The organism is Nitrospirota bacterium, assembly GCA_040757595.1.
GTDB lineage: Bacteria > Nitrospirota > Nitrospiria > Nitrospirales > Nitrospiraceae > JBFLWP01.
In genome coordinates, this window is record JBFLWP010000008.1 from 66,073 (window position 1) to 89,109 (window position 23,037).

A 23,037-nucleotide genomic window follows, 5' to 3' on the forward strand; every position below is an offset into this window, starting at 1 on the left:
CTCACGTAATTTATGGCGAAAGTTTTTGTCGGCCCGGGAGGGGCTGAAGAGATGTCCCTGAGGGAAGCGGGACCAGCAGAGCCGAGGGGGAGAGGTATGAGAAAAGCAGATATCGCCAACGAGATCTATGAAAAGGTCGGAGTCTCCAAGAAGGAAGCGGCCGACATCGTGGAGTTCGTGCTGAATCTGCTGAAGGAAGTCCTCAAGAAGGGAGAGTCCATCAAAATCGCCGGGTTCGGCAATTTCCTGGTCCGGAGCAAGGGAGCCAGAAAGGGAAGAAATCCCCGGACGGGCGAGGAGATCGGGATCACGCCCAGGCGGGTCGTCACCTTCCGTCCCAGCCAAGTCTTCAAAAAGTACGTGAATACGTGACCGGCGAGACCTCATCCATCAAGCGGGGCACGAGGGACGGTGATGGCTGCTGAGCCCAAGCTGGGCAGCAAGCTGTTCTACAAGATTGGAGAAGTCAGTGCGATCACGAAGCTGCCCGCCTACGTGCTGCGGTACTGGGAATCCGAGTTCAGCTTTCTGAAGCCGAAGAAAAGCCGCGGGCGCCAGCGGCTCTACATCCGGCGGGATGTCGAAACGGTCCTCGAGATCAAACGGATGCTCTATGAGGAAGGCCATACGATTGCCGGGGTCAAGCGGTTCTGGGCCAGGCGGGGACGGGTGGGGAGCGGACGGCTCAATCCCAGGGAGATCGCCCAGCGCATGAGAGGAAACTTGCAGGCGGTCCTGCGGATCCTCGATTCCCACGATCGATGAGCTGGCGGCTTGGAGTCATGTCGGGGCGTAGCGCAGCCTGGTAGCGCACTCGCTTGGGGTGCGAGTGGTCGGCCGTTCAAATCGGCTCGCCCCGACCAAACCCAAGACCGGGATGGGTGACGAGTGACAGGTGATCGGTATAAGTTGTTGAAGGAATAAGTTCCTGGCACCGACAACCCATCACGCATCACCCATTACGCTTCACTGTTTGTAAGCTGCCCCGTGCAGCTTTTTTTATTCCTCGCCCTTGCCGGTGTCCACGTGAAGATCCTGGTGACAAACGACGACGGTATCCATTCGCCGGGGCTCCAGGCTCTGGCCGCCGCCATGCGCCGGTTGGGGGAAGTCTGGGTCGTCGCGCCGGATCGTGAGCGGACCGCGGTGGGGCACGCGCTCACGCTGCACAAGCCGCTTCGGATCCACCGCCTCGCGCTCCGGACTTTTTCGGTCAACGGCACGCCGAGCGATTGCGTCAACCTGGCCGTCAAGCACGTTATGACGGCCCAGCCGGCCCTCGTCGTCTCGGGCATCAACCGTGGGGTCAACCTGGGGGACGACGTGACCTATTCGGGCACGGTCTCCGCGGCCATGGAAGGGACGATCCTGGGCATTCCGTCGGTCGCCGTTTCGCAGGAGAACGGGAGGGGCGGGGAGACGTTCCGTTTCGCCGTGGGGGCTGTCTATGCGGTGCGGGTCGCGCGGATGGTCCTCCGCCACGGCCTGCCGCCCGAGACCCTCCTGAACGTGAACGTGCCGGATCGCGCTCGGGCTTCCATCCTCGGCGTCAAGGTGACCTCCTTGAGCCGCCGCCGGTTCGACGACCCCATCGTCGAGAAGGTGGACCCCCACGGTCGGAAGTATTATTGGATCGCCGGCACCCGCGTCTCCTGGGAGCGACGGAAGGATTCGGACCACGAGGCGCTGCGGCGGGGATTCGTGTCCATCACGCCCATCCACCTGGACATCACCAACTACGCGGTGCTGGACCAGCTCCGTGCCTGGGAGTCGGCACTCGCGGATTCCAGGCGGCGGCCGGCCGTGGCGCGATCGGCCGGGCGCGGGAAACCGGCGGTCTGACGTCGGGCATCGGCGCGGGGCCATGCTGAAGATTCACAATACGCTCACGGACAGGAAGGAGCCGTTCGACCCTCTGGTGCCCGGCACCGTCCGCATGTACGTCTGCGGGGTCACGGTCTACGACTACTGTCACATCGGCCACGCCCGCAGCGCGCTGGTCTTCGACGTGATCCGGAACTATTTTCTGTTCCGCGGCTATGCGGTCACGTTCGTCAAGAACTTCACGGACGTGGACGACAAGATCATCAACCGGGCGGCGCGGGAAGGGGTGGACTGGACGGAGATCGTCGCGCGCTACCTCCGGGCCTACGCGGAGGACATGGGGCGTCTGGGCGTCAAGCCGGCCGACATCGAACCGCGCGCCACCGAGCACATCGGAGACATCATCGCGCTCATCGCCCGGCTGATCGCCAAGGGACACGCGTACCAGCTCGACCGGGACGTGTACTACCAGGTCGAAACCTATCCGGCCTACGGGCGGCTCTCGAAGCGCAGGGCCGAGGACCTGCTGGCCGGCGCACGGGTCGAGGTCGACGAGCGGAAGCGCAACCCGATGGACTTCGCCCTGTGGAAGGCCTCCAAGCCCGGGGAGCCGGCCTGGGACAGCCCCTGGGGACCGGGCCGGCCCGGTTGGCACATCGAATGCTCGGCGATGGCGATGCGCCATCTCGGCGAGACGTTCGACGTGCACGGCGGAGGCATGGACCTCATCTTTCCGCACCATGAGAACGAGATCGCCCAGTCCTGCGGAGCGACCGGCCGGGAGTTCGCCCGATGCTGGATCCACAACGGGTTCGTGGAGATCAACCGGGAGAAGATGTCCAAGTCCCTGGGCAACTTCTTCACGATCCGCGAGGTCTTCGAGAAGTGGGGGTATCGCGACCAGGTCACGGGGGAAGCGCTCCGCTACTTTCTGCTGGCCACCCATTATCGCAGCCCGCTGGATTTCTCAGACTCCGGCCTGCTTGAGGCTAAGCGCGCGCTGGACGGTCTGTACGGGCTGTTCCAGCGGCTGGAAGAACCGTCGCCGGACCGAGGGGGCGGCGATCGCGACCTGCAGCGGGAACTGGCGGCAGCGGAGGCGGCGTTCCGGGAAGCGATGGACGACGACTTCAACACGCCGGCCGCGCTCGCCCAGCTCCAGCACCTGCGTGCCGAGATCAATCGCCTGATGGGCATCGGATTGTCGCATGACGCACGCCGCCAGGCGCGCGAGACGTTCCGACGGCTGGGGGGAGTCCTGGGCTTGTTTCAACTATCGGTGAAAGATTGGGAGTTTAAAGCCCGGCCCGTCACCCATTTCCTACAAGCTTCAGCCGAAGGCGTGGCGACCCTCACCGGCGAGCTGACCCTCGAGCCGGGGATCACGGATGAGGAAATCGAGCGGCGGCTGGCCGAGCGCAACGAAGCCCGGCGCCGCAAGGATTTCGCCAGGGCCGACGCGATCAGGAAGGAACTGGCCGCTCGGGGGGTCACGATCGAGGATCGGCCGGATGGGACGAGCCGCTGGAAACAGTGAGACCCGGGAGGTCCTGTATGGCCTCCACGCGGTCCGGGAGGCGCTTCGCGCCGGGACTCGGCCGCTCCTGCGGCTCCTCGTGGTGCGCCAGGACCGCCAGTTCGCCGAGTTGGTCGCGTTGGCGAAGGCTGCCGGCGTGCCGGTTCACGTGGAGCCCCAGCCGGTGCTGGATCGGCTGGCGCCGGACCACCGCCACCAAGGAGTCGTCGGACTGGTCGCCTCCAAGTCCTACGCCGACCGGGACGAGATCCTCGCCTTTGCCAAGGACAGCGGCGCGCCTCCGTTCCTGGTCGTCTTGGACGGGATCGAAGACCCGCACAACCTCGGCGCGATCCTGCGGACTGCCGAGGCGGCCGGGGTGCACGGGGTCTTCATTCCGGAACGGCGGGCGGCTGGATTGACCGGCACCGTCGCGAAGGTCTCGTCCGGCGCGCTGGAGCACCTGCGGGTCGGGCGCGCCACGAACATCCGCCGGCTCATCGAGGAGCTTCAGGCGGAAGGCGTCTGGGTCTACGCGCTCGATCCGCTTGCGCCGAAACCGTACACGTCCCTGGACTTGCGGGAGCCGGCGGCGCTCGTGCTCGGGGCAGAGGGAAAGGGGGTCCGTCCCGTCGTGCTGGAGCAATGCGACGATCGCGCGCACATCCCCATGCGCGGGCGCGTCGCTTCGCTGAACGTCTCGGCGGCGGCGGCGGTCGTCCTCTACGAGGTGGTCAGGCAGCGGGGCGGGTGAGGGTGTGGAGCAGGCAACTTACCGGACCTTGATCATGTTCCCCTGGATCGCCGCCTTCAGCAATTGCGCCGTGTTGGACACCCGGACTTTCTTCATCATGTTCGCCCGGTGCGCTTCGACGGTTTTCACGCTGATCTTGAGGCGCTGAGCGATCTCCTTGTTCTTCAAGCCCGTCCAGATCAACTGAAGAATCTCGTGCTCGCGCGTCGTCAGGGTCTCGGGGCGCCTTCGCCTCACGAGCAGGCCGGCGCGGGGGGCGCTTCGTGGCGATCCTTTCCTGGTGCGTAGCTTCGCGGTGGCCATTGGCTCACAAGCCTCCTTCCGAACCAGAATGATGAAAGTACTACGGAGGATAAAACCTGTAAGGAATTATAACAGGCAGTCGGCGTGATGTAAACGAAAACCGCAAAGGGAGGCCGGCAGTCAAGGCGTGACGGGCAGAGGGCCGCTCGAGATGGCGGAGGCTCTCACCTTCTGAAGAAAATGGGATACAATGCTGCCGTGTTGGAAATCTTTCCCTATCTGGCGGCCTGCCTGGTCGGCGCCGTCATCGGCAGCTTCTTGAACGTGTGCATCTACCGGCTGCCCCGGCACGGATCGGTCGTGTGGCCGAGCTCCCGCTGTCCTTCCTGCGGGGCGCCGATCGCGCTCTACGATAATCTCCCCATCGTGAGTTACCTATGGCTGGGTGGGCGGTGCCGGGCCTGCCGGGCCCGGATTTCACCGCGCTATCCCGTCATCGAGCTGGCCAACGCAGTCGGTTACGGGGCCATGGTCTGGCGATTTGGGGTCGGCTGGCCCGCGGTTGCCTACGCGCTCCTGTTCTCCGGGCTGCTCGTGGTCACTTGCACCGACCTCTCGCATCGGATCGTGCCGGACGTCATTACGCTTCCGGGCATCGGTCTGGGAGTCATCGGTTCGCTCACGGTCTTGCCGATCGGCCCGTGGGACTCGATCCTCGGTGTCGCGCTCGGCGGAGGGATCCTCTGGGGGCTGGCTTGGGTCAGCCCCTACTTGTTCGGCAAGGAGGGGATGGGGGGCGGCGACATCAAGCTGCTGGCCATGATCGGCTCGTTCCTGGGATGGAAGCCGACCCTCCTGGCCCTGGTCGTCGGGGCCCTGGCCGGCTCCATCCTGGGCCTCGCCCTGATCGCCGGGAAGGTCCTGCGCCGGGACCAGTACATTCCGTTCGGTCCGTTCCTGGCGCTGGGCGCGGTGCTGGCGTTGTTTTTTCACCAGGAGGTCTTCGCCTGGTATGCCGGGCTGCTCGGCGACCCGTGACAGGGACCGGCTCGAGGGCCAGGCGAATCGACTCGTCAAGCTCGTCCGGCTCCCCTTCTTCCTCCCGCTGACCGGTTCCTCCTGTATCTAACCGGACCAGCCCCAGTATCTGGCCGATCGCGGCCTGTCCCGCTCATTTTCGTTCACCATGTTCCGTCTTCTGTTGAAGATCGCAGCAAGTCGCGCAGTTCCATCCTGGGTCCCTCTCGAACGGGGCTGGTCAATTCTGTACGCCTCATCCCTCCACGGGCAGGCACGCGTCTTGGAATAGCCCTCGCGCAAGCGCGACTGGCTCACAACAGGGAGGGACGCCATGAATCAAAGAGGCACGAGCTTGGTGGAGTTGGTGATGACGGCCGGCATCGCGGTCCTCCTGGCGGGATCGGCGAGCGTCGGGTTCGTGGCGGCGGCCTCGCGGTATCAGGGCAAGGCCGTGACGACCGAGTTGGCGACGGAACTCCGTACGGCGAGGCAACTGGCGCTGCTCCGTCGCGAGCGGGTGCGAGTCCGGTTCGAGCCGGAGCTCAAGCGCGTGGCCGTCGAGCGTGCGGATCAGCCGGGCGAGATCCTCAGGGAGTACGACTTCCACGACAAAGGCGTGTTCGTGGATCGTCTGTCCAACGGGCCTTCGATTCTGTTCTACCCGAGCGGGCGGGCCGCGACAGCGACAACGATCACGCTCCGCAACGGACAACAGGACCGCTGGCAACTGACGGTCAGCCTGACCGGGAGGGTGGCGGTTCAATGAGTCACGATGTGCCGAGAACCCCGCCGTCCGGCGCCGGCGAGGGCGGGTCCACCTTGATCGAGGTCATGCTCGCCATGATCATTCTGCCTTTCGCCATCCTGGGCGTGATGGGGATGTTCCGTTGGTCGGATCACGGGCTGCAGGTGGGCGCCAACAGTCTGCGCGCCTTGGCGCTGGCCGAGTCGCGCTTGGAAGCCAAGCGGTCGGTCCCTTGGGACCTGCTGCTGGTCGATGATCTCGACTCGGACGGGGTTCCGGAGGTCCGGATGCGGGATGACGGGGCCGGCGCCGACGCGCAGGCGGGGGACGGGATCTATACGGGGGAGACGGAGGTGGACGGGATTCAAATCGTCTGGACGGTCCAGCCGGATCGAGTCGGCCCGATCGCATGCGCCGGGTCGGCGGTGATCCAGGCGCGGGCCGCCTATCCGCTCGGGCAGGGACGGCGGAGCGAGCTCCGGATCGGGACGGTCAGGGCCAACCCCCGGTATCTGGGGGCGACGTGAGGGGACGAACATGGGCGCACGGCGGATGAAACCCAACGCCGGCCTCTGTTTGACCGAGCTGATGATCGCCATGACCGCCGGGGCGGTGGTCCTGTCCGCCATGCTCCAGGCCTTGCAGCACTTCGACCGGCGTCTGGCTGCGCAGCAGACGACCATGGCGCGACACCAGGACCTCCGCATCGGACTGCGGATCCTGGAAGCCGAGCTGCGCCTGGCCGGGACCGGAACCGGACAGGCGGGAACCGCGGTGTTGAGCGCGCAGGTTGAGGAGGTCACGTTTCTAGCCAACCTCGCCGGGCTGACCACGAACCTGATCGAAGCGGCCGTCCCGGGCCAGCAGGAGCTCAAGGTGCAGGACGGGACCGGCTGGTCCAAGGGGAAGCAGATCGTCGTCTGCGGGATCAGTCTGTGCGAAGAGCATCGGCTGGCGCGCGACGGGCGGCGCGGGACGCTCACGTTGACCGAGCCCGTGGGCGCCGCCTTTCTGCTCGGCAGCTCGATCTCGGTGGTCAACCGAGTCCGATACTACCTGGGACGGGACGGGCGGAGCGTGCCGGCCCTCATGCGGCAGGTGGATGGCGGGGCGAATCCGCTCATTGGAGACGTGGCCTCGTTCCGGCTTCGTTATCTGGATCGGGTGGGGAGGCCCGTCCAGGATCCGGCTCTGGTCGCCCGCATCGGGATCGAATTGGCGGTCGGGGATCGCCGGCGCGTCGTCACGAGCGAGGTCGGATTGCGAGCCATGTCGTGACCATGGGGAGGAGACCATGATTGGAAGGCAAGACGGAGCCGCGCTCATCGGAGCGGTGCTGGGGATGGTGATCCTCTCGCTGCTGGGGACCGTGTCGTTGACCCTCGCGATCCACGAGATCGAGGGGAGCAGGGCGGCCCACGAAGATGCGGCCGTCCTGCACCTGGCTGAGGCAGGCTCAGACCTGATCGTCCAGCGGTTCCACGACCCGCAAGCCGGCGGCGACGCCGTGCTCGGTGCCCTTTTCACCAAACGGTACGAGCTTGCGGACGGAACGGCGTCCTTCTTCGATGCCCAGGGGAAATCTCAGTTTGCCGGCTCGCAGGATCATCCCGATTTCATGCTGGACGCGGCCATCCCCGAGCACGATCGGCTGTTGAACGATCCCGCAGTCGGCTGGTTCCGTTCCTTGCGCAGCCTGGGTCGCCTGCTTCGCCTGAAGGTCTACGGGCCGGTCCGGCCCGGGCTCCTCTGCACCGTGGAGGCGACGGCGGGCGTGGGGGGACTGACCAGGACCCTCTCCGTTCAGCTCGGAGCCCGCACGATTCCGCCCCTCAGGGCCGCGGCCCAAATCGGGGGCGCTCCGGACGGAACGGGGACGGAGGAGCCACTGCCGGTGTTGGTCCATTGGGGTGACCTCAAGATGCGGGGGCCCGTGCGGCTCGGCAGACCGGAGGACACACCGATCAAGACCCAGTTGGCGCCCATCAGCGAGCTCTCGTATGCGGACATGATCCAACGGCAGGATCGCTGGCTGGACCTGTTCGTCGGCGGAGAAGCGTTGTTCGATCCGTCCGCATCGGGAATTTCCGGGTCGCCTCCTTCCAACGTGTTTCCGAATCAAGAGCCCTCGCCGGGCTTGCGTGAGGACCGATGGGACTACGCGCTCATGAAACAGTATGCGCTGCTGTACGGGACCTACTACGTGCCTGATCGGGAGGGACTGTTGTACCGGGACGGCAAGGTGGAGCCGGGGCTCGGACTGACGCCGGAAGAGGTCTTCGGATCCGAGGCCGTGGGCGATCACCACGGCCTCGTGTTCGTTGACACGCTTGATCAGCAGCCCCCCGTTCCAGGGAACTTGGCCACCCTGACGATCGAAACCGACTACGCAGAGGGGATCTTCTTCGTGAACGCCCATCTGCGTCTGAAAGCCAGAGGGAACGGGAAGCCGGTTCCGGCGCTCAGTCCGCCGCCGGAGGGAAGCGCGCCGGGCGGTTCGCTGGCCCGTCGAGTGCCGGTCCAGTTGACGGGCATTCACTTCCACGGCGTCTTGTTTACAGCTGGCGACATCGTGATGGAAGGCCAGCCCAGGCTTTTCGGCGCGCTGGTAACCGGAGGGCGAGTCATGAGGGCTTCTCAAACGGCGGGCCCGTTTGAGCTGTGGTTCAATGACGACCTGCGCAGTGGATTGGTCCGAGGGTTTCCCCTGGTCTACGTCGCTCCAGGAACTTTGCAGGAGCGGTCCTGAAAGGGTCGCCCGAAGAGGGCTCCTGAGCCGAAAATTGTCGTTCTTCAACGTCTCCAAGACGGAAGAACCAGCCGAAATTCAAAACTCTTCTTTACAAATCAATACGTTACATGTTCAGATGGCAGCCAGGCCCATCGGCATAGCGCTTGCTGCCGACAGAGGGGTATTGTGGTCGCTACGTGTCATGGTAGGGCTTCCGGTCAGGCGGTGGGTCTTGGGCTTACGAGGACAGACAGGCGTCACCCTCGTCGAGTTGATGACCGTGGTGGCGATCGTCACGATCGCCATGGCGCTCGCCATTCCGAGTTACACGAGATGGAGCGCCGGAGCGGAGTTGAAAGAAGCGCTGCTCGATCTGCATAGCAGCCTCAATCTGGCCCGTATGACGGCGATGAATCGGAACACGACGATCACGGTCACGGTGGCGGTTTCGAGCGGAAGGGTGCGGGCCACCTTCACCGACCCCAACAGCACCTCGGCGGCGTGCCTATCAGACAGTCGGGTGTGCGCCATGCCGACCCTGGTCTTGCCCGCGAAGGTCACCGGAGTAGGGGGAACGACCACGTTCCAGTTCTCCTCACTAGGGCTAAGGGCGGGGGGCGGGACGACGACCCAGTCAATCCAGTTGAGCAACAACCAGGGGGCGACCTACGAAATCCAGGTGACGGCCGCGGGGAAGATCCGCTGGTGCACCAGCTCGCCCTGCGCGTAACGAGAGCAGATGACACGGCGACGCGGCGACAAGGCGACATGGCGAGTGAGTGGAAAGGGGGGGCTTCTCCGCGTCCCCGCGTCTGCGCGTCAAAGCATTCCGCGTTCTGCGTTCTGCGTTGACCAGGGCGGGTTCACCCTGCTGGAGGGGATGCTGGCCCTGCTCGTGCTGTCGGTGGGGCTCCTGGGTATTGCGGCCATGCAGGACATGGCGCTCGGGCGCAACGTAGACGCCAACGAGCTCAACCTGGCCACGAACTTGGCTTCCGAGATGCTGGAGCGGATCAGATTCAACCGGGTCAACGTGACGGCCTATGGAGGGATTGACACGGCGAACACGGCGACCCAGCCTCCCACGTCGCAGCCGATGGCCAGGGGAGACTATGACCAATGGAGGACCAGATTGACGGCCTCCCGTCTCTCCGGCGCACGCGGGCTGGTGACGGTCACCGCGCTCACTCCGACCGAGCTGAGCCAGAGTCGGGTGACGGTTCAGGTACGGTGGAGCGGCACCGTCATCGGCCATTCCGTCTCGTTCAGCACCGTGGTGGCTCCCGAATAACGCGTGACTCGTGACACGTGACGTGTGAAATGTGACGAGAGAACGAAGATGGGCGGGAAACGCCGAGCCATGACATGGCTGCAGATTTCAGGGAGCGCGCGTCACGCGTCACCCGTCACGCGTCACGGCCTTGAAGCCGGCGCGACTCTCGTCGAGCTCATGTTCGGCATGACGATCGCCCTGGTGCTGGTGGGGGCCGGCTATACGGTCATGAACACGAGCCAGCGGGCCGCCACGACCAACGACCAGACCGCGGAGATGCAGGAAAACGCGATGATCGCCATGGAGCTGGTTGCCCGGGATCTGAAGATGGCCGGCTTCGGCGTATCCGGAGCGGTGGGAAACTGCAACAACGCGATCGTGCCGTTGGACAACGTGGCGGGCGGGACCGATATAGGGCCGGACCAGATCTCGCTCGTCGTGCCGACGCTGCTGTCAACGCTGGCGTCCCAACCGTCGAGCCCGGTCACCGCGGTCACGCTCCAGTCGGGAGCGGTGGCGGCAATGTCGCCGGAGGGCTTCGGCGCTGGGGCGTCGATCTCGATCGGCGGGGCCGCTTCGGCGGTCGTGAGCACGATCTCCGGGGACACCCTCAATCTTTCCACCCCGATCGGCGCGCCGGCCGTATTTCCGCCCGGCACGCAGGTCTACTGGCTGCGGTGCATTCGGTACGCGATCGAACGGGCCGACAACACGGTCTGCGGGGGACCGGCGCCGTGCCTCCTCCGAGGCGTGTACGCCACCACCTCCGCCTATCCGGCCTCGGGCGTCAGCGCCGCCAACATGGTCCCGATCGCGGACGGGATCGAGGACATGCAGTTTGCCTACGCCTGCGACGGGTGCAACGGGACCGTGCCGGACGGGATCGTGGACGACCAGAATCTGTCGAACACCTTCGACGCGACGGATTTCATTCCGAACGGCACCCTCTCAACCGTGACGGTGACCAACCCCGACACGATCAGGCTGGTCCGGGTCAGCATCGTAGCCAGACAGGCCCGGCTGGAGACGAGCGACCCTCGGGTGATCTTCTCCGCGCCGGCGAATTTCGTGGCGGAGGACCACAATCCCGCCCAAGATTCTGGCTTCAATTTGACGTCGTACCAGCCGTTCCGCCGACGGCTCCTCACCCGCACGGTCCAGGTCAGGAACGTAGGGCTGTGAGCATGGACGGGGGGGGCGGAGAAAAAGGCGTCGCGCTGGTTACGGTTGTCCTGCTCCTGCTGATTATGACGTTGATCGGGATCGCCTCCATCACCGTGACGGGGATCGGGAGCCGGATGGCCGGTCATGGGCGGACCGGGGAGGCGGGCACGGGCGCTGCGGAAGCCTGTCTGGGGACCGCCGTCAAGATCATCCAGCAGACGATTGATGCGGGCAATTTGCCCAACACGCTTCTGGATAACGCCACCCCCGCGGGCCCGGTGCCTGCCGGCAACTTCTCCGTCTTGGATGCGGAGATCAAGGGAGCGAGCGACAACAATCCCGACGCGGCCGATAGCAGCCCGAACCTCACCATGCAGGTGGACAACTTCACGGTCAACGGCGACATCGACCGGCTCTACGCGACGCCCCGGGCCGGCGGCTCCTTGCAGATGTTTGGCGGGTATGAGGGCATCGCGGGCGGGGCGGCCGGGGGCGGGGTGGACATCATGTATCGCATTGATTGCTCGGCGGCCAATGCTGCGACCGGCACCAGGAGCCGGATCACGGCGGTCTATGCCTGTATGACCACCGGAGAATCGTGCCAGCGAAAACTCTAGGAACGTAGGAGGCGCCACCATGGAACGGCGGGCTCTGAGGGCAAGAGACGAGCGACGGGGAGGCGACGGCTGGCTGGGAGGCCTGCTCTGGATCACCCTGATCTTCCTCGTGGCCGGCACGGCGCTGGTGATTGGGAGCGGAGGGTTCGCCCAGACCACGGGCACGGCCACGACGTTGACCTTTCAGACCGGACAGGTCACGGCCGTGGGGAAGACGACGATCAGAATCAACGCCCGGGAGTACTCCCTGTCCTCCGAGGTGGTGATCAGAGACGACGAGGGAAAGCCGAGAGAATTGAAGGACCTGACGCCCGGTTCCGACGTGAAGTTTCACGTGAAGCGGGACAGTATTGATCAGATCATTCTGCTCCTGCCGAGGTGACGTGCGGGAGAGGAGGGCTCGTACCATGACACGCCACATGCTCGCTCTTGTCGGTTTGTTGTTGGTGTTGCCGGGGAGCTTGGCAGGGCCAACCGACGCCGGCGCGCAGGCGCTGGCCGACTACACCTCCTCTCCGCCGTTCATCAGCAATGCCGTCCCCCCGAACATCCTGCTCCTCTTGGACAACTCCGGGAGCATGAACACCAGGGCCTATGAGACGGCTTTCGACACGAGCAAGGTCTATTACGGGCTGTTCGACCCCTACGAGTGTTATGATTATGGAAGTAACAAGTTCATCCCGGACCCGACCGCCAATCCCTCTTCGCTGAGCACCTGCACCACCTCCCCCTACCTCTGGTCCGGCAATCTGCTCAATTATGCGACGATGCGCCGGATCGACATCGTCAAGTGGGTGATGATGGGCGGGATCTGCTCGGTCGGCGGGCGCGACGCCCAGGGCAACTGCCGGCAGTTGATCGGACAGAACAGCTTCGACGCCTGCTGTCAGGACCAGACCGGTTCGATTACGGTCGCCCAGGCGAGCGGCCGTATGCCGTCCTCCTATATTCCGTCTTCAGGAAACGTCTATTTCCACCTGATGGGCAGCATCAATTCCCTCAAGGGCAGCTTTTGCGTGGACAACGACAGCACGCAGCCGAGCGGCTCGAGTTGCGACGACGGAGGGACCTACGTAGAGACCAACTGGCAGATCCGGGTGGATCTCTTTGAGAACGCCTCCGGCATCATCCAGCAGGTGGGCACCAAGGCCCGCTTCGGTCTCATGGAGTTCAAGTCGTCGGGGGACGGCGGCAAGGTGCTCAGCGACGTGGGCGGCAACGTCACGAGCATGATCACGGCGATCGAGAGCACCACTCCGTCAACCTGGACGCCGCTCGCCGAGTCCCTGTACGAGGGGACCCGCTACTATGCTCAGATCCAGCCCGCCTTTACCAATTCCGACTATTCGTACAACGTGACGAACCGGGACCCCTACTATTTCCAGCAGCCGGAATGGGCCAGCACATCCCAGTACGTGACCTGCTGCAAGAGCTTCGTGATCATTTTCACGGACGGGGAGCCGACCCAGGACCTGAACGTTCCGGACTCGCTCAAGGACTACGCCCATGCCGTGCACGGGACCCACTGTACCGGCGCCGGCTGCTCCGGCCACAGGACCGACTACGGCTCGAACGGGACCCACTACCTGGACGACGTCGCCTACTTCGCCCACACGACGGATTTGCGTCAGGCCACCATTCCAGTCCTCGGGGCCGGTCAGGACTTGTCAGGAAACCAGAACCTGACGATCTATACGTTCTTCGCCTTCGGGAGCGGCTCCGAGATTCTCCAGATGGCGGCCAAGGCCGGGGGATTCGAGGACCGGAACGGCAACAACCTCCCGGACCTGACCGAGGAGTATGACCGGGTCAACAACAATACCGGCGCCGCCGGGGCGGACGGCGTGCCCGATACCTACTTCGAGTCCGATGACGCCGACAAGCTCAAGGATCGTTTGATGGCGGCCATCACCAGCATCCTCCAGCGGAGCGCGTCGGGCACGGCGATCTCGGTCTTGGCCACCTCCTCGACCGGCGACGGCTCCCTGTACCAGGCTTTCTTCTACCCCAGCACGTTCGAAGGGCTGAACGAGGTGAAGTGGACCGGATTCGTCCAGGGGCTGTTCCTGGACTCGTTCGGAAACCTCAGAGAGGACACCAACGCGGACGGCAAGCTGATCCTGACGAACGATTACATCGTCAGGACGCGGTTCGACACGGCAACCGGCGACGTCAAGGTGGACCGATATCGAGACACCGACGGGGACGGGAAGGCCGACACGACGACCCCCTTCGAGACCGTCGGGCTCAAGGAGGTCAAGTCTCTCTGGGAGGCCGGCAGGCGGTTGGCCCTCACGAACGCCGCAGACCGGAAGATCCTGACCTGGGTGGACAGCGACAACGACGGCATCGTGGACGCCGGCGAGCAGATCGCCTTTACGACTACCAATTCGTCTACCCTCTCCCCCTATCTCAGAGCTGGGTCCTCGCCCTTCACCGCCGACAACATCATCAATTTCATCAGGGGCGAGCAGGTCAGCGGTCTGCGCGACCGGCAACTGACCGTCACCGACGACAACGGGGGGAGCGTGCTGAAGGTGTGGAAGCTGGGCGACGTGATGAACTCGACGCCGACGGTCGTCGGCGCCCCCAAGGAGCGCTTCGACATCATCTACGGCGATACCAGCTACACGGATTACTACGTGCAGTACCGGAACCGCCGGATGGTCGCCTACGTGGGCGCCAACGACGGGATGCTGCACGCGTTCAACGCCGGTTTTTACCACCGCGGAGACGACGCCAGCACGACCAGCGTGACCGAGCACGGCTTCTTCACCCGCAACGCCAACGACAACTCGAGCGGGGCCCTGCTGGGCCAGGAGCTGTGGGGCTTCATCCCCCATCAGGCGTTGCCGCACCTCAAGTGGCTCACGCAGACCGACTATACGCATGTGTACTACGTCGATCTGAAGCCCAAGGTCACGGATGCCCGCATCTTCGCGGTGGATGCCGATCATCCGAACGGGTGGGGGACGATCCTGATCGGCGGCATGCGTATGGGGGGGAGCTGCGGTGCCTGCACCGCGAGCACCGGCGGACCCCCGATGACGGTCACCGCGGACTTCGGCAGCGGGTCCGAGACGCGGACCTTCTACACGGCCTACTTCGTGTTGGACATCACGAACCCGGAGAAGGACCCTGTGCTGCTCTGGAGCTTCAGCCAGTCTGACATCGGCCTCTCCACCAGCTATCCGGCAGTGGTGCGCGTGAATCCGTCGACCAGCGGGAAGACCGACAATACGAGCGCGAAGTGGCTGGCGGTCATCGGGTCCGGCATGACCGGCTATGACGGGAGCAGCGCCCAGACGAGCAAGGTTTTCGTGATCGACCTCAAGACGGGACCGATAAGCGCATCAACGGGCCTGAGCCTGGTGTCGTCGTTTTCCACCGGCGACGCCACTTCGTTCATGGGAGACGCGATCTCGCTCGACGCCGACCTGGACTACCGGGCCGACACGGTCTACGCCGGCAACGTCATCAACAACGGGAGCAACCCGACGTGGGCCGGAAAGATGTACCGGCTGACGACCAACAGCGGCAACGTGGACCCGGCCACGTGGGGGGTCGCCTCGGGGACCAGTCGGATTCCCACGGTCCTGCTCGCCACTTTCCCGCCCACGGGGACGACCAAGGTGGGCCCGGTCACCGCGGCGCCGACCGTGTCGGCGGACGACACGAACCACATCTGGGTTTTCTTCGGCACCGGGCGGTTCTACGGGACGAACGACAAGACCAATACGGACACCCAATATTTCTTCGGGGTCAAGGACCCGGTCGTGACCGGAGGCTGCACCCAGTCCAGCCAGACCAATTGCCAGAAGAACAATCTGCTGAACGTCTCGAGCGTGACGGTCTGTGTCGTCTGTGCGACCGGGACCGACCAGGTGTCGGGGATCACGGGCGTGACCACGCTTCTGGGGACGGACACCACCACGACGCTTCAAGGCAAGATCGGTAGTATGGACGGCTGGTATACCACGCTCCCGACGGCGGGAGAGCGTGACGTCAGCACCCCGATCATCGTGGGCGGCACCATTTTCTTCCCCACGTTCATTCCCAACAACGACATCTGCAGCGCGTCGGGGAACGGGATGCTCTACGCGCTGTTCTATCAGACCGGCAGCGCCTACAAGGAATCGGTGATCGGAACCGAGCAGGTGGGCAGCAACACCAACGTGAAACGGTCCATGTCGCTGGGAGTCGGGCTGGCCTCCCAGATGGCCGTCCATATCGGCGCCCAGGGGTCCGGAGCGGCCGGCTCGGGAAGCGGGTCCGGCAGCGCCGGGCGGGTGACGCTGATCGGTCAGTCGAGCACCGGGGTCGTGACCCAGGTTTCCGCAAGCCCGGCCCTGGCTTCCTGGAGCCGGTACGTCTCATGGATGGACCAGCGGAACTGACGACAGGGCTCGGGGCAAGAGGCTCGGGGCTAGGGGCGGATCCCTCTTGCCCCGTGCCCCGTACCCCGCGCCTCTCCGTCCGCCTCTGGCCTCTCGCCTTCATGGCAGCCGCCGTCGCGTTCGGCTGCTCTTCGGAATCCTCGCCGCCCGGCCAGGCCAACGCTCCGTCTCCGGCAGCATCGTCCGGCCCTCGTGCGCAAGGGAACCGTCCGCCGATCGTCCGCTCCGCCGTCATCTCGCCGAATCCGATCCTTCCCGGGGAGTTGGTCCAGGTGCTCGTGGAGGGGGACGATCCGGATGGAGAGCCGGTGACCTACCGTCTCCAGTGGCTGGCCAACAACTTCCCGATCGCCGGAGCGACGCGGCCGGCCCTGATGCCCTCCATGCTCAAGCGCGGGGATCTCTTGTCGGTAGAGGTGGTGCCGTCGGACAGCTTCGGGGAAGGGGCCCCGTACCGGACCGAGGCCCTGCCCTTTCCCAATACTCCTCCCGAAGTGACGCACCTGACCATCCAGCCGGGCGAGCCGAGGCTCGGAGACCGGATCCAGGTCGAGGCGGAAGGCCGGGATGCCGACCAGGATCCGGTGCGGTACACGTTCCGTTGGTTGAGGAACGACCAGCCGATGCAGGAGGGGGAAAGCCCCTCGCTGGAGACGTCCGGCTTCGAGCGGGAGGACGCGATCGCGGTGGAAGTCACGCCTCACGACGAGGCCGGCCCGGGCAAGCCGTTCCGATCCCCGCCGGTGAAAATCCTGAACAACGATCCGGTGATCACCTCGACTCCGCCCGCCGCCGTCGAGCAGGGGCGGTTCGAGTACCGCATAGTCGCCGCTGATCGGGAAGGGGACCCGCTGACCTACGTCCTCGAAGTTGGCCCTCCGGGCATGACGATGGATAGCAAGACCGGCCGGCTGGAATGGCGCCTCCCGGCCGAGACGAAGGGCCGCCATCGGGTCCGCGTGGCGGTTCGCGACAGCCGGAGCGGCTACGCGTTTCAGGAGTTTGACCTGGACCTGACGTCTGGTTCCTGACCCTCCCGCGCCCTTGCTGGCTTCTCCGACGGTCTGTTAGAATGCCCACGATTTCAACCGGGGAGCTGCCCCCGACGACGTGCGCAAGATCAAGTTTCGAGAGGGGACGAACACCGCAAGCCTGTTCGGGTCTCGCGACCTGCACCTCAAGATGATCGAGGAAGATCTCGGGGTGCGGGTGTCGGCTCGCGGGGACGAGGTCGCGCTCGACGGGCCGCCGGATGCCGTGCGGAGGGCCGAGCGCCTTCTGGTCGAGCTTGCCGCGTTGACCGCCGAGGGGTATGAGCTCAAGGCGGAGGACGTGGCGGTCGCGCTGAAAGCCGCTCGCAACGGAGCGGACGTTCCCCTCAGGGATCTCCTCCTCAGCACCGTTCCGATCGCCACCAAGAGACGCTTCGTCGTTCCGAAGTCCGCCGCCCAGAAGACGTATATCGAGGCGATTCAGAAGTTCGACATCGTCATCGGGATCGGTCCGGCTGGGACCGGCAAGACCTACCTGGCCATGGCGATGGCGGTTGCGGCGCTGACGAAGAAAGAGGTGAGCCGCATCATCCTGGCCCGTCCTGCGGTGGAAGCGGGCGAAAAGCTGGGCTTCCTGCCGGGGGACATGTACGCGAAGGTCAACCCCTATCTCCGGCCGCTCTATGACGCGCTCTACGACATGATGGACGTGGAGCGGACCAACCGGCTGATCGAGCGGGGCGAAATCGAGATCGCGCCGCTGGCGTTCATGCGCGGCCGGACGCTCAACGACTCGTTCGTGATCCTGGATGAGGCGCAGAACGCGACCGCGGAGCAGATGAAGATGTTCCTGACCCGCCTCGGGTTCAATTCCAAGGCCGTGGTCACCGGGGACATCACCCAGGTTGACCTCCCGTCCGATCGCGTGTCGGGGCTGATCGAGGCCCGGGAGATCCTGCGGGAGATTCCGGGGATCCAGTTCGTCTATTTCGACGAGCGGGACGTGGTCCGCCATCGCCTGGTCCAGGAGATCATCAAGGCATACGACCGGCACCAGCAGGGGCGCCACGGAGAGAAGCAGGCCGTCGGCCGAGCCGGATGGCCCGGGAGAAGGCTTCGTCCCAGAACGACTCGGCCCGGGTCGGCCGGCGGAGGAGATGAGGGCCATCGGGGCCAGCCCCACTGATGAAGCTGTGGGTGTGGAGCGCGCTCCGCTGCGTCCGGTTCCGATCCCATGCGCTGCAGCAGGTCGTCCACCGCATCCTCGAAGAGGCGGGCGCGCCGGGAGCCGAACTCGGCCTGCTGTTCATCGGCGACCGCCGCATGCGGCGCTTGAACCGCCTGTACCGCGGGCGTGATTATCCCACCGACGTGCTGGCGTTTCCGATGACCCTCACCTACCCCGCCCCCCTTCGAGGGGGAGGACTAGGGAGGGGGGGGCCTCGTGCCCCGCGCCCCGCGCCGGATCTGTTAGGCGACGTGGTGATTTCGCTCCACCGGGCGGCCAGCCAAGCCAGGCAGGCCGGCCATCCCCTCGATCGGGAGATGCTTCAGCTCCTGGTTCACGGGATTCTGCATCTTCTCGGATATGACCACGAACGGGGAGAACGGGAGGCCCGGCGCATGCGCGGGAAGGAGTTGGCGATTCTCCGCTCCCTGACGCCGTTGCCGAAGCTCTTCGAGGCCGATCGCGATAGCGCGCTTGCGAGAAACAGATGAATTGGGTCCAGCGACTGACGCAGGGACTGGCCAAGACCAGGAGCACGGTCCGGAGCAGGCTTGATCGTCTGATCGGCCGGGGGCCCGATCCCTCGGTTCTGGAAGAACTGGAAGCGGCATTGATCCAAGCCGACCTGGGGATCCGGACAGTCCAACGGCTGATGGAGCAGGTGCGGGAGGAGGTCAAGGGCCGCGGCCCGGCGGACGGCGATCGGGTGCTGAAGGTCCTGCAAGAGGCCATCCTCGACCGGCTCAGTCGGTGCGAAGGGGAGCCGATCGAGCGGCTGGTGGACCGGGGGCCTCGGCCCTTCGTCATCCTTGCCGTCGGGATCAACGGGGTGGGCAAGACGACCACCGTGGCGAAGCTGGCGCAGCGATTGCGGCAGGGTGGGAGGACCCCGCTGCTGGTGGCCGGCGATACCTTCCGTGCGGCGGCCATCGAGCAGTTGGAAATCTGGGCCGGGCGCATCGGGGCGGAGGTCGTCCGGCACAAACAGGGGGCCGATCCAGCCGCAGTGGTCTATGACGGGTTGGCCGCGGCCAGGGCCAGGGCAGCCGACGCGGTGCTGATCGATACGGCGGGACGCCTCCACACCAAGATCAATTTGATGGACGAGTTGAAGAAGGTGAAACGGATCCTGGCCCGCGAGCTCCCCGGGGCGCCGCACGAGGCGCTCCTGGTGCTCGATGCGACCGCCGGGCAGAACGCGCTCGCCCAGGCCAGGCAGTTCCACGAGGCGGTCGGCGTGACCGGGATCGCGCTCACCAAGCTGGACGGCACGGCCCGCGGCGGGATCGTCGTCGCGATCGCCGAGGAGTTCAAGATTCCGATCCGCCTGATCGGGGTGGGCGAGGCGGTGGAAGATCTCCAGGACTTCCGCGCCAAGGAATTCGTCGAAGCGCTCTTTGCGCGGGATCCTTCTTCGCCCGTGGCTTGACTGAACGGGGAAAAGAGTCCATAAGGAGCGGCTATGGCCAAAATCCTGGTCGTGGACGACGAGCGGATGATCTGCGATCTGCTGCGGAACGTGCTGACCCGGCACGGCCACGAGGTCACGGTGGCGATGGACGGGCGGGAAGCCGTCGCGCTGTTTCGGGAACACCGGCCCGGCATCACCTTGTTGGATCTGCACATGCCGGAGATGGACGGGATCGCGGTGCTCAAGCAGATCCGGAACCTGGATCCGCTGGCCGCAGTCATGATGTTGACGGGCGGCGGCACCGAGGCGCTGGAGCAGCAGGCCCGTGCGCTCGGGGTCACGGACTTTCTCAAGAAGGGCCATTCGCTCACCGTGTTGGTGGACGCGATGGAGCGGGCCCTGCAGCAATCGTCCCAACCGGCCGCAGCCGCTCGGTCCGGGGATCTCCAGGCGCCTTCGGGCGGTTCCCAGACCCCTCTCGTGCTCGTCGTGGACGACGAGGAAATGATCCGGAGCCTGCTGACGAAGTTCCTGACCCTCAGGGGATACCGGGTCCGCACGGCGCAGAACGGCGTGGAGGCGCTGGCCCAGGTCGGTCAGGAGACGCCCCACATCGTCATCCTCGACATGTACATGCCGGGCATGAACGGGGTGGAAGTGCTGCGCCAGCTCCGCGCCAAGCAATATGCGGGCGGAGTGGTGGCCCTGACGGCCAGCCAGGACGAAAAATTGCTGCAACAAACCCTGGAGCTCGGATCGGTGGATGTCATCGGTAAGCCGGTGGATCTGGAGCGGCTGGAGCTGGTGATCCAGGTCGGGCTGGCGCTGACGGGGCGCTGATCGGGCCGGGGTGCGTCGGGGGCATGGGATTCGACCGGCGGTTCACGCAGGCGCGGCAGACCTGGTCCCTGAGTCTTCTGCTCTTCTTCATCTCGTTCATCTCGACGCCTAGTCCCGAGGCGGGCGCCGCCGGCGGACAGGCGGTGGAGCTGCTTCACCATCGGCTCGCAGTCGAGTTGATTCCCGCCGAGCACCGGCTCATCGCCTCCGACCGACTCGCCCTCAAGGTCGTGGGCAGCCTATCCGAGCCGGTGGTCTTCTCGCTCCATCCGTCACTGCGGGTCACGCGCCTGTCCGAGCGGCGCGGCCAGGACGTGCGGCCCGTGCCGTTCACGGTCCAGCCGTCGCAGGGCGGGAGCGGGCCGGCCCAAGAGCCGATCCAACGGGTCGCCGTCAAGCTGGGGGATGTGACGGCGGGTCAGGTGGTCGTGCTGGAATGGAACTACGAGGGGCCGGTCAACGATCCGCCCCGCGAGCCGCGCCATCTGCGGTTCGTCACGCCGAGCGAGACGGCCGGCCACATCGGCAACGAGGGTGTCTATCTGAGCGGAGAGACCTACTGGTATCCGGCCCCGCCCCGCTCGCTGGCTACCTACGAGCTGCAGGTTACCACGCCCGAGGGGTGGGAGGCGGTCACCCACGGCCGGCAGACCAGGCGGCAGACATCGGGCGGCGTGAAACAGACCGTGACGGCGGAGTGGGCCGTGACCGCTCCCACCGAGGCGCTGACGCTGGTGGCGAACCGGTTCGTAAAGGCCGAACGGGAATGGCGGGACCGGGCCGGCAGCCGGATCGAGATCGCCACGTATCTGTTTCCGGAGGATGCGCACCTAGCGCAGGAGTATCTGGAGGCCTCGGCGCGGTACCTGGACGCCTATGCTGAGCTGCTCGGCCCCTATCCGTTCCCGAAGTTCGCGGTGGTGGAGAATTTCTTCGCCAGCGGGCTCGGGATTCCGTCTTTCACCCTACTCGGTAGCGGCGTCGTGAAGCGGCACTACGTCCAGCCTTTTGCCCTGGGCCACGAGATCGTCCATTCCTGGATCGGCAACTGGGTTTTGAACGACGTGGAGGAGGGGAACTGGGTCGAAGGGCTGACCACCTACCTGGCCAACTATTACTACGACGAGCTCACCGGGAAGCAGGAGCAGGCGCGGGAGCAGCGTCGGATGATGCTGCTGGGCTATGCCGTCTACGTCCGCCCCGACGAGGACTATCCGGTCGCGCGCTTCCGGCACAAGACCGACCAGAGGGACAACGCCATCGGCTACCAGAAGGCCGCAATGGTCTTCCACCAGCTCCGGCGCGAGGTGGGGGAGCAGGCCTTCTGGAGCGGGCTCCGCCGGCTGGTGACGGAACGCGGAGGCGCCTACGCGACGTGGCGCGACCTGGAGCGAATCTTCTCGGCCGCAGGCGGCAAAGACCTCCGGTGGTTCTTCCGACAATGGGTGGAGGAGGCTGGTGCCCCGTCCCTTGCGCTCGTCGAGGCACGGGTGCAGCCGGCCGAATCGGCCGGATCAGCCGGCGGCCCGTTCGCCGTCACGGCCAGGGTCGTGCAGCAGGGCCGGCCCTACCGGCTCCGCCTTCCCGTTTCCGTGACGATGGCGGATGGCCTGAGTCAGACCGTGGATTTGGAAATGGACGGTCCCGAACGGATGCTCAGCGTGACCCTGCCGGCCCGGCCGGTCGGCCTTCGGCTCGATCCGGACTTCGACCTGTTCCGGCGCCTCCCGCGGGAACGGATCCCGCCGATGTTGAACCTCTTTGTCACGGACCGGCAACGGGCCCTGATCGTTCCGGAGGGAGGGGCGGAGACGGAGCGGGCGCCCTATCGTGAGCTGGGCGAGCAGGTCGCCTCGCGCGAAAAGGACATGCAACTCGTGACCAGGGAGACGCCGGCGCCGGAAACCGGCTCGGCCCTGGTCCTGGGCGGGCCTGGGTTGAACCGGGCGGCTGCCTGGGCCGTGCGCGGGTGCGGCGACCTGGTCCGTCTGGCGCCGGACCGGTTCACCGTGGAGGGCAAGACCTATGAGGGGTCCGGGATGGCCCTGTTGGTCACCTGCCGTCGTCCGGACCGGCCGGAGGGGGTCGTGTCCCTATTCTACGGGTTGACTCCTCAGGCGGCTGCCAAGGTCGCCCGGCTGCTCTTCTTTTATGGCTGGCAGAGCTACCTGGTCTTTCGGGATGGGACGATCGTCGCGCGGGGGGACTTTCCCCCTGCGGCCGATGAATTGGAGGTGCGGTTCGAGGCGGTGAAGGGTGAGCGGTGATGGGTGATCGGTAGA

23 protein-coding genes and 1 tRNA gene are annotated in these 23,037 nt (G+C 65.5%); 23 read left to right on the forward strand and 1 reads right to left on the reverse strand.

Features of this window, described 5'->3' with window-relative positions:
* Positions 1-96: 96 nt before the first annotated feature.
* The 6 genes from AB1411_09005 (at position 97) to rlmB (ending at position 4,094) form a co-directional block, all read left to right on the forward strand.
* Positions 97-372 (forward strand): integration host factor subunit alpha, encoded by a 276-nt coding sequence (locus AB1411_09005; GenBank protein ID MEW6543738.1) that lies wholly within the window; start codon positions 97-99, stop codon positions 370-372.
* A 42-nt stretch (positions 373-414) separates the two neighbouring features.
* Entirely contained in the window at positions 415-765 is a 351-nt protein-coding gene (locus AB1411_09010; protein MEW6543739.1) for a MerR family transcriptional regulator, read from the forward strand.
* A gap of 21 nt (positions 766-786) precedes the next feature.
* Positions 787-863, forward strand: a tRNA-Pro gene (locus AB1411_09015).
* 163 nt (positions 864-1,026) lie between these two features.
* A complete protein-coding gene (gene surE / locus AB1411_09020) occupies positions 1,027-1,842 on the forward strand; it encodes a 5'/3'-nucleotidase SurE (protein MEW6543740.1) in 816 nt (271 codons plus the stop codon).
* Positions 1,843-1,864: 22 nt separating this feature from the next.
* Positions 1,865-3,361: a cysteine--tRNA ligase gene (gene cysS, locus AB1411_09025; protein ID MEW6543741.1), complete on the forward strand. Its 1,497-nt coding sequence runs from the start codon at positions 1,865-1,867 to the stop codon at positions 3,359-3,361.
* On the forward strand, positions 3,336-4,094 hold the full coding sequence (rlmB, locus tag AB1411_09030; protein ID MEW6543742.1) for a 23S rRNA (guanosine(2251)-2'-O)-methyltransferase RlmB: 759 nt from the start codon (positions 3,336-3,338) through the stop codon (positions 4,092-4,094). The genes cysS and rlmB overlap by 26 nt, the downstream gene beginning before the upstream one ends.
* A gap of 18 nt (positions 4,095-4,112) precedes the next feature.
* On the opposite strand, the gene AB1411_09035 is transcribed toward rlmB, so the two are convergent.
* Positions 4,113-4,397, reverse strand: coding sequence for a LuxR C-terminal-related transcriptional regulator (locus tag AB1411_09035; protein MEW6543743.1), 285 nt, complete (start codon positions 4,395-4,397; stop codon positions 4,113-4,115).
* 180 nt (positions 4,398-4,577) lie between these two features.
* Between AB1411_09035 and AB1411_09040 the strand changes: the two genes are divergently transcribed.
* The 17 genes from AB1411_09040 (at position 4,578) to AB1411_09120 (ending at position 23,022) form a co-directional block, all read left to right on the forward strand.
* Entirely contained in the window at positions 4,578-5,375 is a 798-nt protein-coding gene (locus AB1411_09040; GenBank protein MEW6543744.1) for an A24 family peptidase, read from the forward strand.
* 313 nt (positions 5,376-5,688) lie between these two features.
* Entirely contained in the window at positions 5,689-6,123 is a 435-nt protein-coding gene (locus AB1411_09045; protein ID MEW6543745.1) for a GspH/FimT family protein, read from the forward strand.
* Positions 6,124-6,131: 8 nt separating this feature from the next.
* Positions 6,132-6,629, forward strand: a complete 498-nt coding sequence (locus AB1411_09050; protein ID MEW6543746.1) for a choice-of-anchor X domain-containing protein — start codon at positions 6,132-6,134, stop codon at positions 6,627-6,629.
* A 10-nt stretch (positions 6,630-6,639) separates the two neighbouring features.
* Positions 6,640-7,380 (forward strand): hypothetical protein, encoded by a 741-nt coding sequence (locus tag AB1411_09055; protein ID MEW6543747.1) that lies wholly within the window; start codon positions 6,640-6,642, stop codon positions 7,378-7,380.
* Between the two features lie 16 nt (positions 7,381-7,396).
* Complete coding sequence (locus tag AB1411_09060; GenBank protein ID MEW6543748.1) at positions 7,397-8,851, forward strand: hypothetical protein; 1,455 nt, start codon at positions 7,397-7,399, stop codon at positions 8,849-8,851.
* Positions 8,852-9,065: 214 nt separating this feature from the next.
* A complete protein-coding gene (locus tag AB1411_09065; protein ID MEW6543749.1) occupies positions 9,066-9,563 on the forward strand; it encodes a GspH/FimT family pseudopilin in 498 nt (165 codons plus the stop codon).
* A gap of 9 nt (positions 9,564-9,572) precedes the next feature.
* Positions 9,573-10,124 carry a type IV pilus modification protein PilV gene (gene pilV / locus AB1411_09070; protein ID MEW6543750.1) on the forward strand — a complete coding sequence of 184 codons (552 nt, stop codon included), beginning with the start codon at positions 9,573-9,575 and terminating at the stop codon, positions 10,122-10,124.
* 69 nt (positions 10,125-10,193) lie between these two features.
* A complete protein-coding gene (locus AB1411_09075) occupies positions 10,194-11,288 on the forward strand; it encodes a PilW family protein (GenBank protein ID MEW6543751.1) in 1,095 nt (364 codons plus the stop codon).
* Positions 11,289-11,290: 2 nt separating this feature from the next.
* On the forward strand, positions 11,291-11,887 hold the full coding sequence (locus tag AB1411_09080) for a PilX N-terminal domain-containing pilus assembly protein (GenBank protein MEW6543752.1): 597 nt from the start codon (positions 11,291-11,293) through the stop codon (positions 11,885-11,887).
* 19 nt (positions 11,888-11,906) lie between these two features.
* Positions 11,907-12,269, forward strand: a complete 363-nt coding sequence (locus AB1411_09085; protein ID MEW6543753.1) for a hypothetical protein — start codon at positions 11,907-11,909, stop codon at positions 12,267-12,269.
* Between the two features lie 25 nt (positions 12,270-12,294).
* Positions 12,295-16,284, forward strand: a complete 3,990-nt coding sequence (locus tag AB1411_09090; protein ID MEW6543754.1) for a hypothetical protein — start codon at positions 12,295-12,297, stop codon at positions 16,282-16,284.
* 101 nt (positions 16,285-16,385) lie between these two features.
* Entirely contained in the window at positions 16,386-17,315 is a 930-nt protein-coding gene (locus tag AB1411_09095) for a putative Ig domain-containing protein (protein MEW6543755.1), read from the forward strand.
* Between the two features lie 79 nt (positions 17,316-17,394).
* Positions 17,395-18,462, forward strand: coding sequence for a PhoH family protein (locus tag AB1411_09100; GenBank protein ID MEW6543756.1), 1,068 nt, complete (start codon positions 17,395-17,397; stop codon positions 18,460-18,462).
* The gene (gene ybeY, locus AB1411_09105) at positions 18,462-18,995 is read left to right on the forward strand and encodes an rRNA maturation RNase YbeY (GenBank protein MEW6543757.1); all 534 of its coding nucleotides are present in this window, start codon (positions 18,462-18,464) and stop codon (positions 18,993-18,995) included. The genes AB1411_09100 and ybeY overlap by 1 nt, the downstream gene beginning before the upstream one ends.
* Positions 18,992-19,933, forward strand: coding sequence for a signal recognition particle-docking protein FtsY (ftsY, locus tag AB1411_09110; GenBank protein MEW6543758.1), 942 nt, complete (start codon positions 18,992-18,994; stop codon positions 19,931-19,933). Before ybeY ends, ftsY begins: the two co-directional genes overlap by 4 nt.
* 33 nt (positions 19,934-19,966) lie before the next feature.
* Positions 19,967-20,755 carry a response regulator gene (locus tag AB1411_09115; protein MEW6543759.1) on the forward strand — a complete coding sequence of 263 codons (789 nt, stop codon included), beginning with the start codon at positions 19,967-19,969 and terminating at the stop codon, positions 20,753-20,755.
* 23 nt (positions 20,756-20,778) lie between these two features.
* Entirely contained in the window at positions 20,779-23,022 is a 2,244-nt protein-coding gene (locus AB1411_09120; protein MEW6543760.1) for a M1 family aminopeptidase, read from the forward strand.
* The last annotated feature ends 15 nt before the right edge of the window (positions 23,023-23,037 follow it).

Bases quoted from the DNA above. Each gene is read 5' to 3' on its own strand.
- AB1411_09120 (MEW6543760.1), top strand. From the start codon at position 20,779: ATGGGATTCGACCGGCGGTTCACGCAGGCGCGGCAGACCTGGTCCCTG.
- ftsY (MEW6543758.1), top strand. From the start codon at position 18,992: ATGAATTGGGTCCAGCGACTGACGCAGGGACTGGCCAAGACCAGGAGC.
- AB1411_09085 (MEW6543753.1), top strand. From the start codon at position 11,907: ATGGAACGGCGGGCTCTGAGGGCAAGAGACGAGCGACGGGGAGGCGAC.
- rlmB (MEW6543742.1), top strand. From the start codon at position 3,336: ATGGGACGAGCCGCTGGAAACAGTGAGACCCGGGAGGTCCTGTATGGC.
- AB1411_09010 (MEW6543739.1), top strand. From the start codon at position 415: ATGGCTGCTGAGCCCAAGCTGGGCAGCAAGCTGTTCTACAAGATTGGA.
- AB1411_09075 (MEW6543751.1), top strand. From the start codon at position 10,194: ATGACATGGCTGCAGATTTCAGGGAGCGCGCGTCACGCGTCACCCGTC.
- AB1411_09060 (MEW6543748.1), top strand. From the start codon at position 7,397: ATGATTGGAAGGCAAGACGGAGCCGCGCTCATCGGAGCGGTGCTGGGG.
- AB1411_09005 (MEW6543738.1), top strand. From the start codon at position 97: ATGAGAAAAGCAGATATCGCCAACGAGATCTATGAAAAGGTCGGAGTC.
- AB1411_09045 (MEW6543745.1), top strand. From the start codon at position 5,689: ATGAATCAAAGAGGCACGAGCTTGGTGGAGTTGGTGATGACGGCCGGC.
- AB1411_09040 (MEW6543744.1), top strand. From the start codon at position 4,578: ATGGGATACAATGCTGCCGTGTTGGAAATCTTTCCCTATCTGGCGGCC.
- cysS (MEW6543741.1), top strand. From the start codon at position 1,865: ATGCTGAAGATTCACAATACGCTCACGGACAGGAAGGAGCCGTTCGAC.
- AB1411_09035 (MEW6543743.1), bottom strand. From the start codon at position 4,397: ATGGCCACCGCGAAGCTACGCACCAGGAAAGGATCGCCACGAAGCGCC.
- pilV (MEW6543750.1), top strand. From the start codon at position 9,573: ATGACACGGCGACGCGGCGACAAGGCGACATGGCGAGTGAGTGGAAAG.
- AB1411_09055 (MEW6543747.1), top strand. From the start codon at position 6,640: ATGGGCGCACGGCGGATGAAACCCAACGCCGGCCTCTGTTTGACCGAG.
- AB1411_09115 (MEW6543759.1), top strand. From the start codon at position 19,967: ATGGCCAAAATCCTGGTCGTGGACGACGAGCGGATGATCTGCGATCTG.
- ybeY (MEW6543757.1), top strand. From the start codon at position 18,462: ATGAAGCTGTGGGTGTGGAGCGCGCTCCGCTGCGTCCGGTTCCGATCC.
- AB1411_09095 (MEW6543755.1), top strand. From the start codon at position 16,386: ATGGCAGCCGCCGTCGCGTTCGGCTGCTCTTCGGAATCCTCGCCGCCC.
- AB1411_09090 (MEW6543754.1), top strand. From the start codon at position 12,295: ATGACACGCCACATGCTCGCTCTTGTCGGTTTGTTGTTGGTGTTGCCG.
- AB1411_09080 (MEW6543752.1), top strand. From the start codon at position 11,291: ATGGACGGGGGGGGCGGAGAAAAAGGCGTCGCGCTGGTTACGGTTGTC.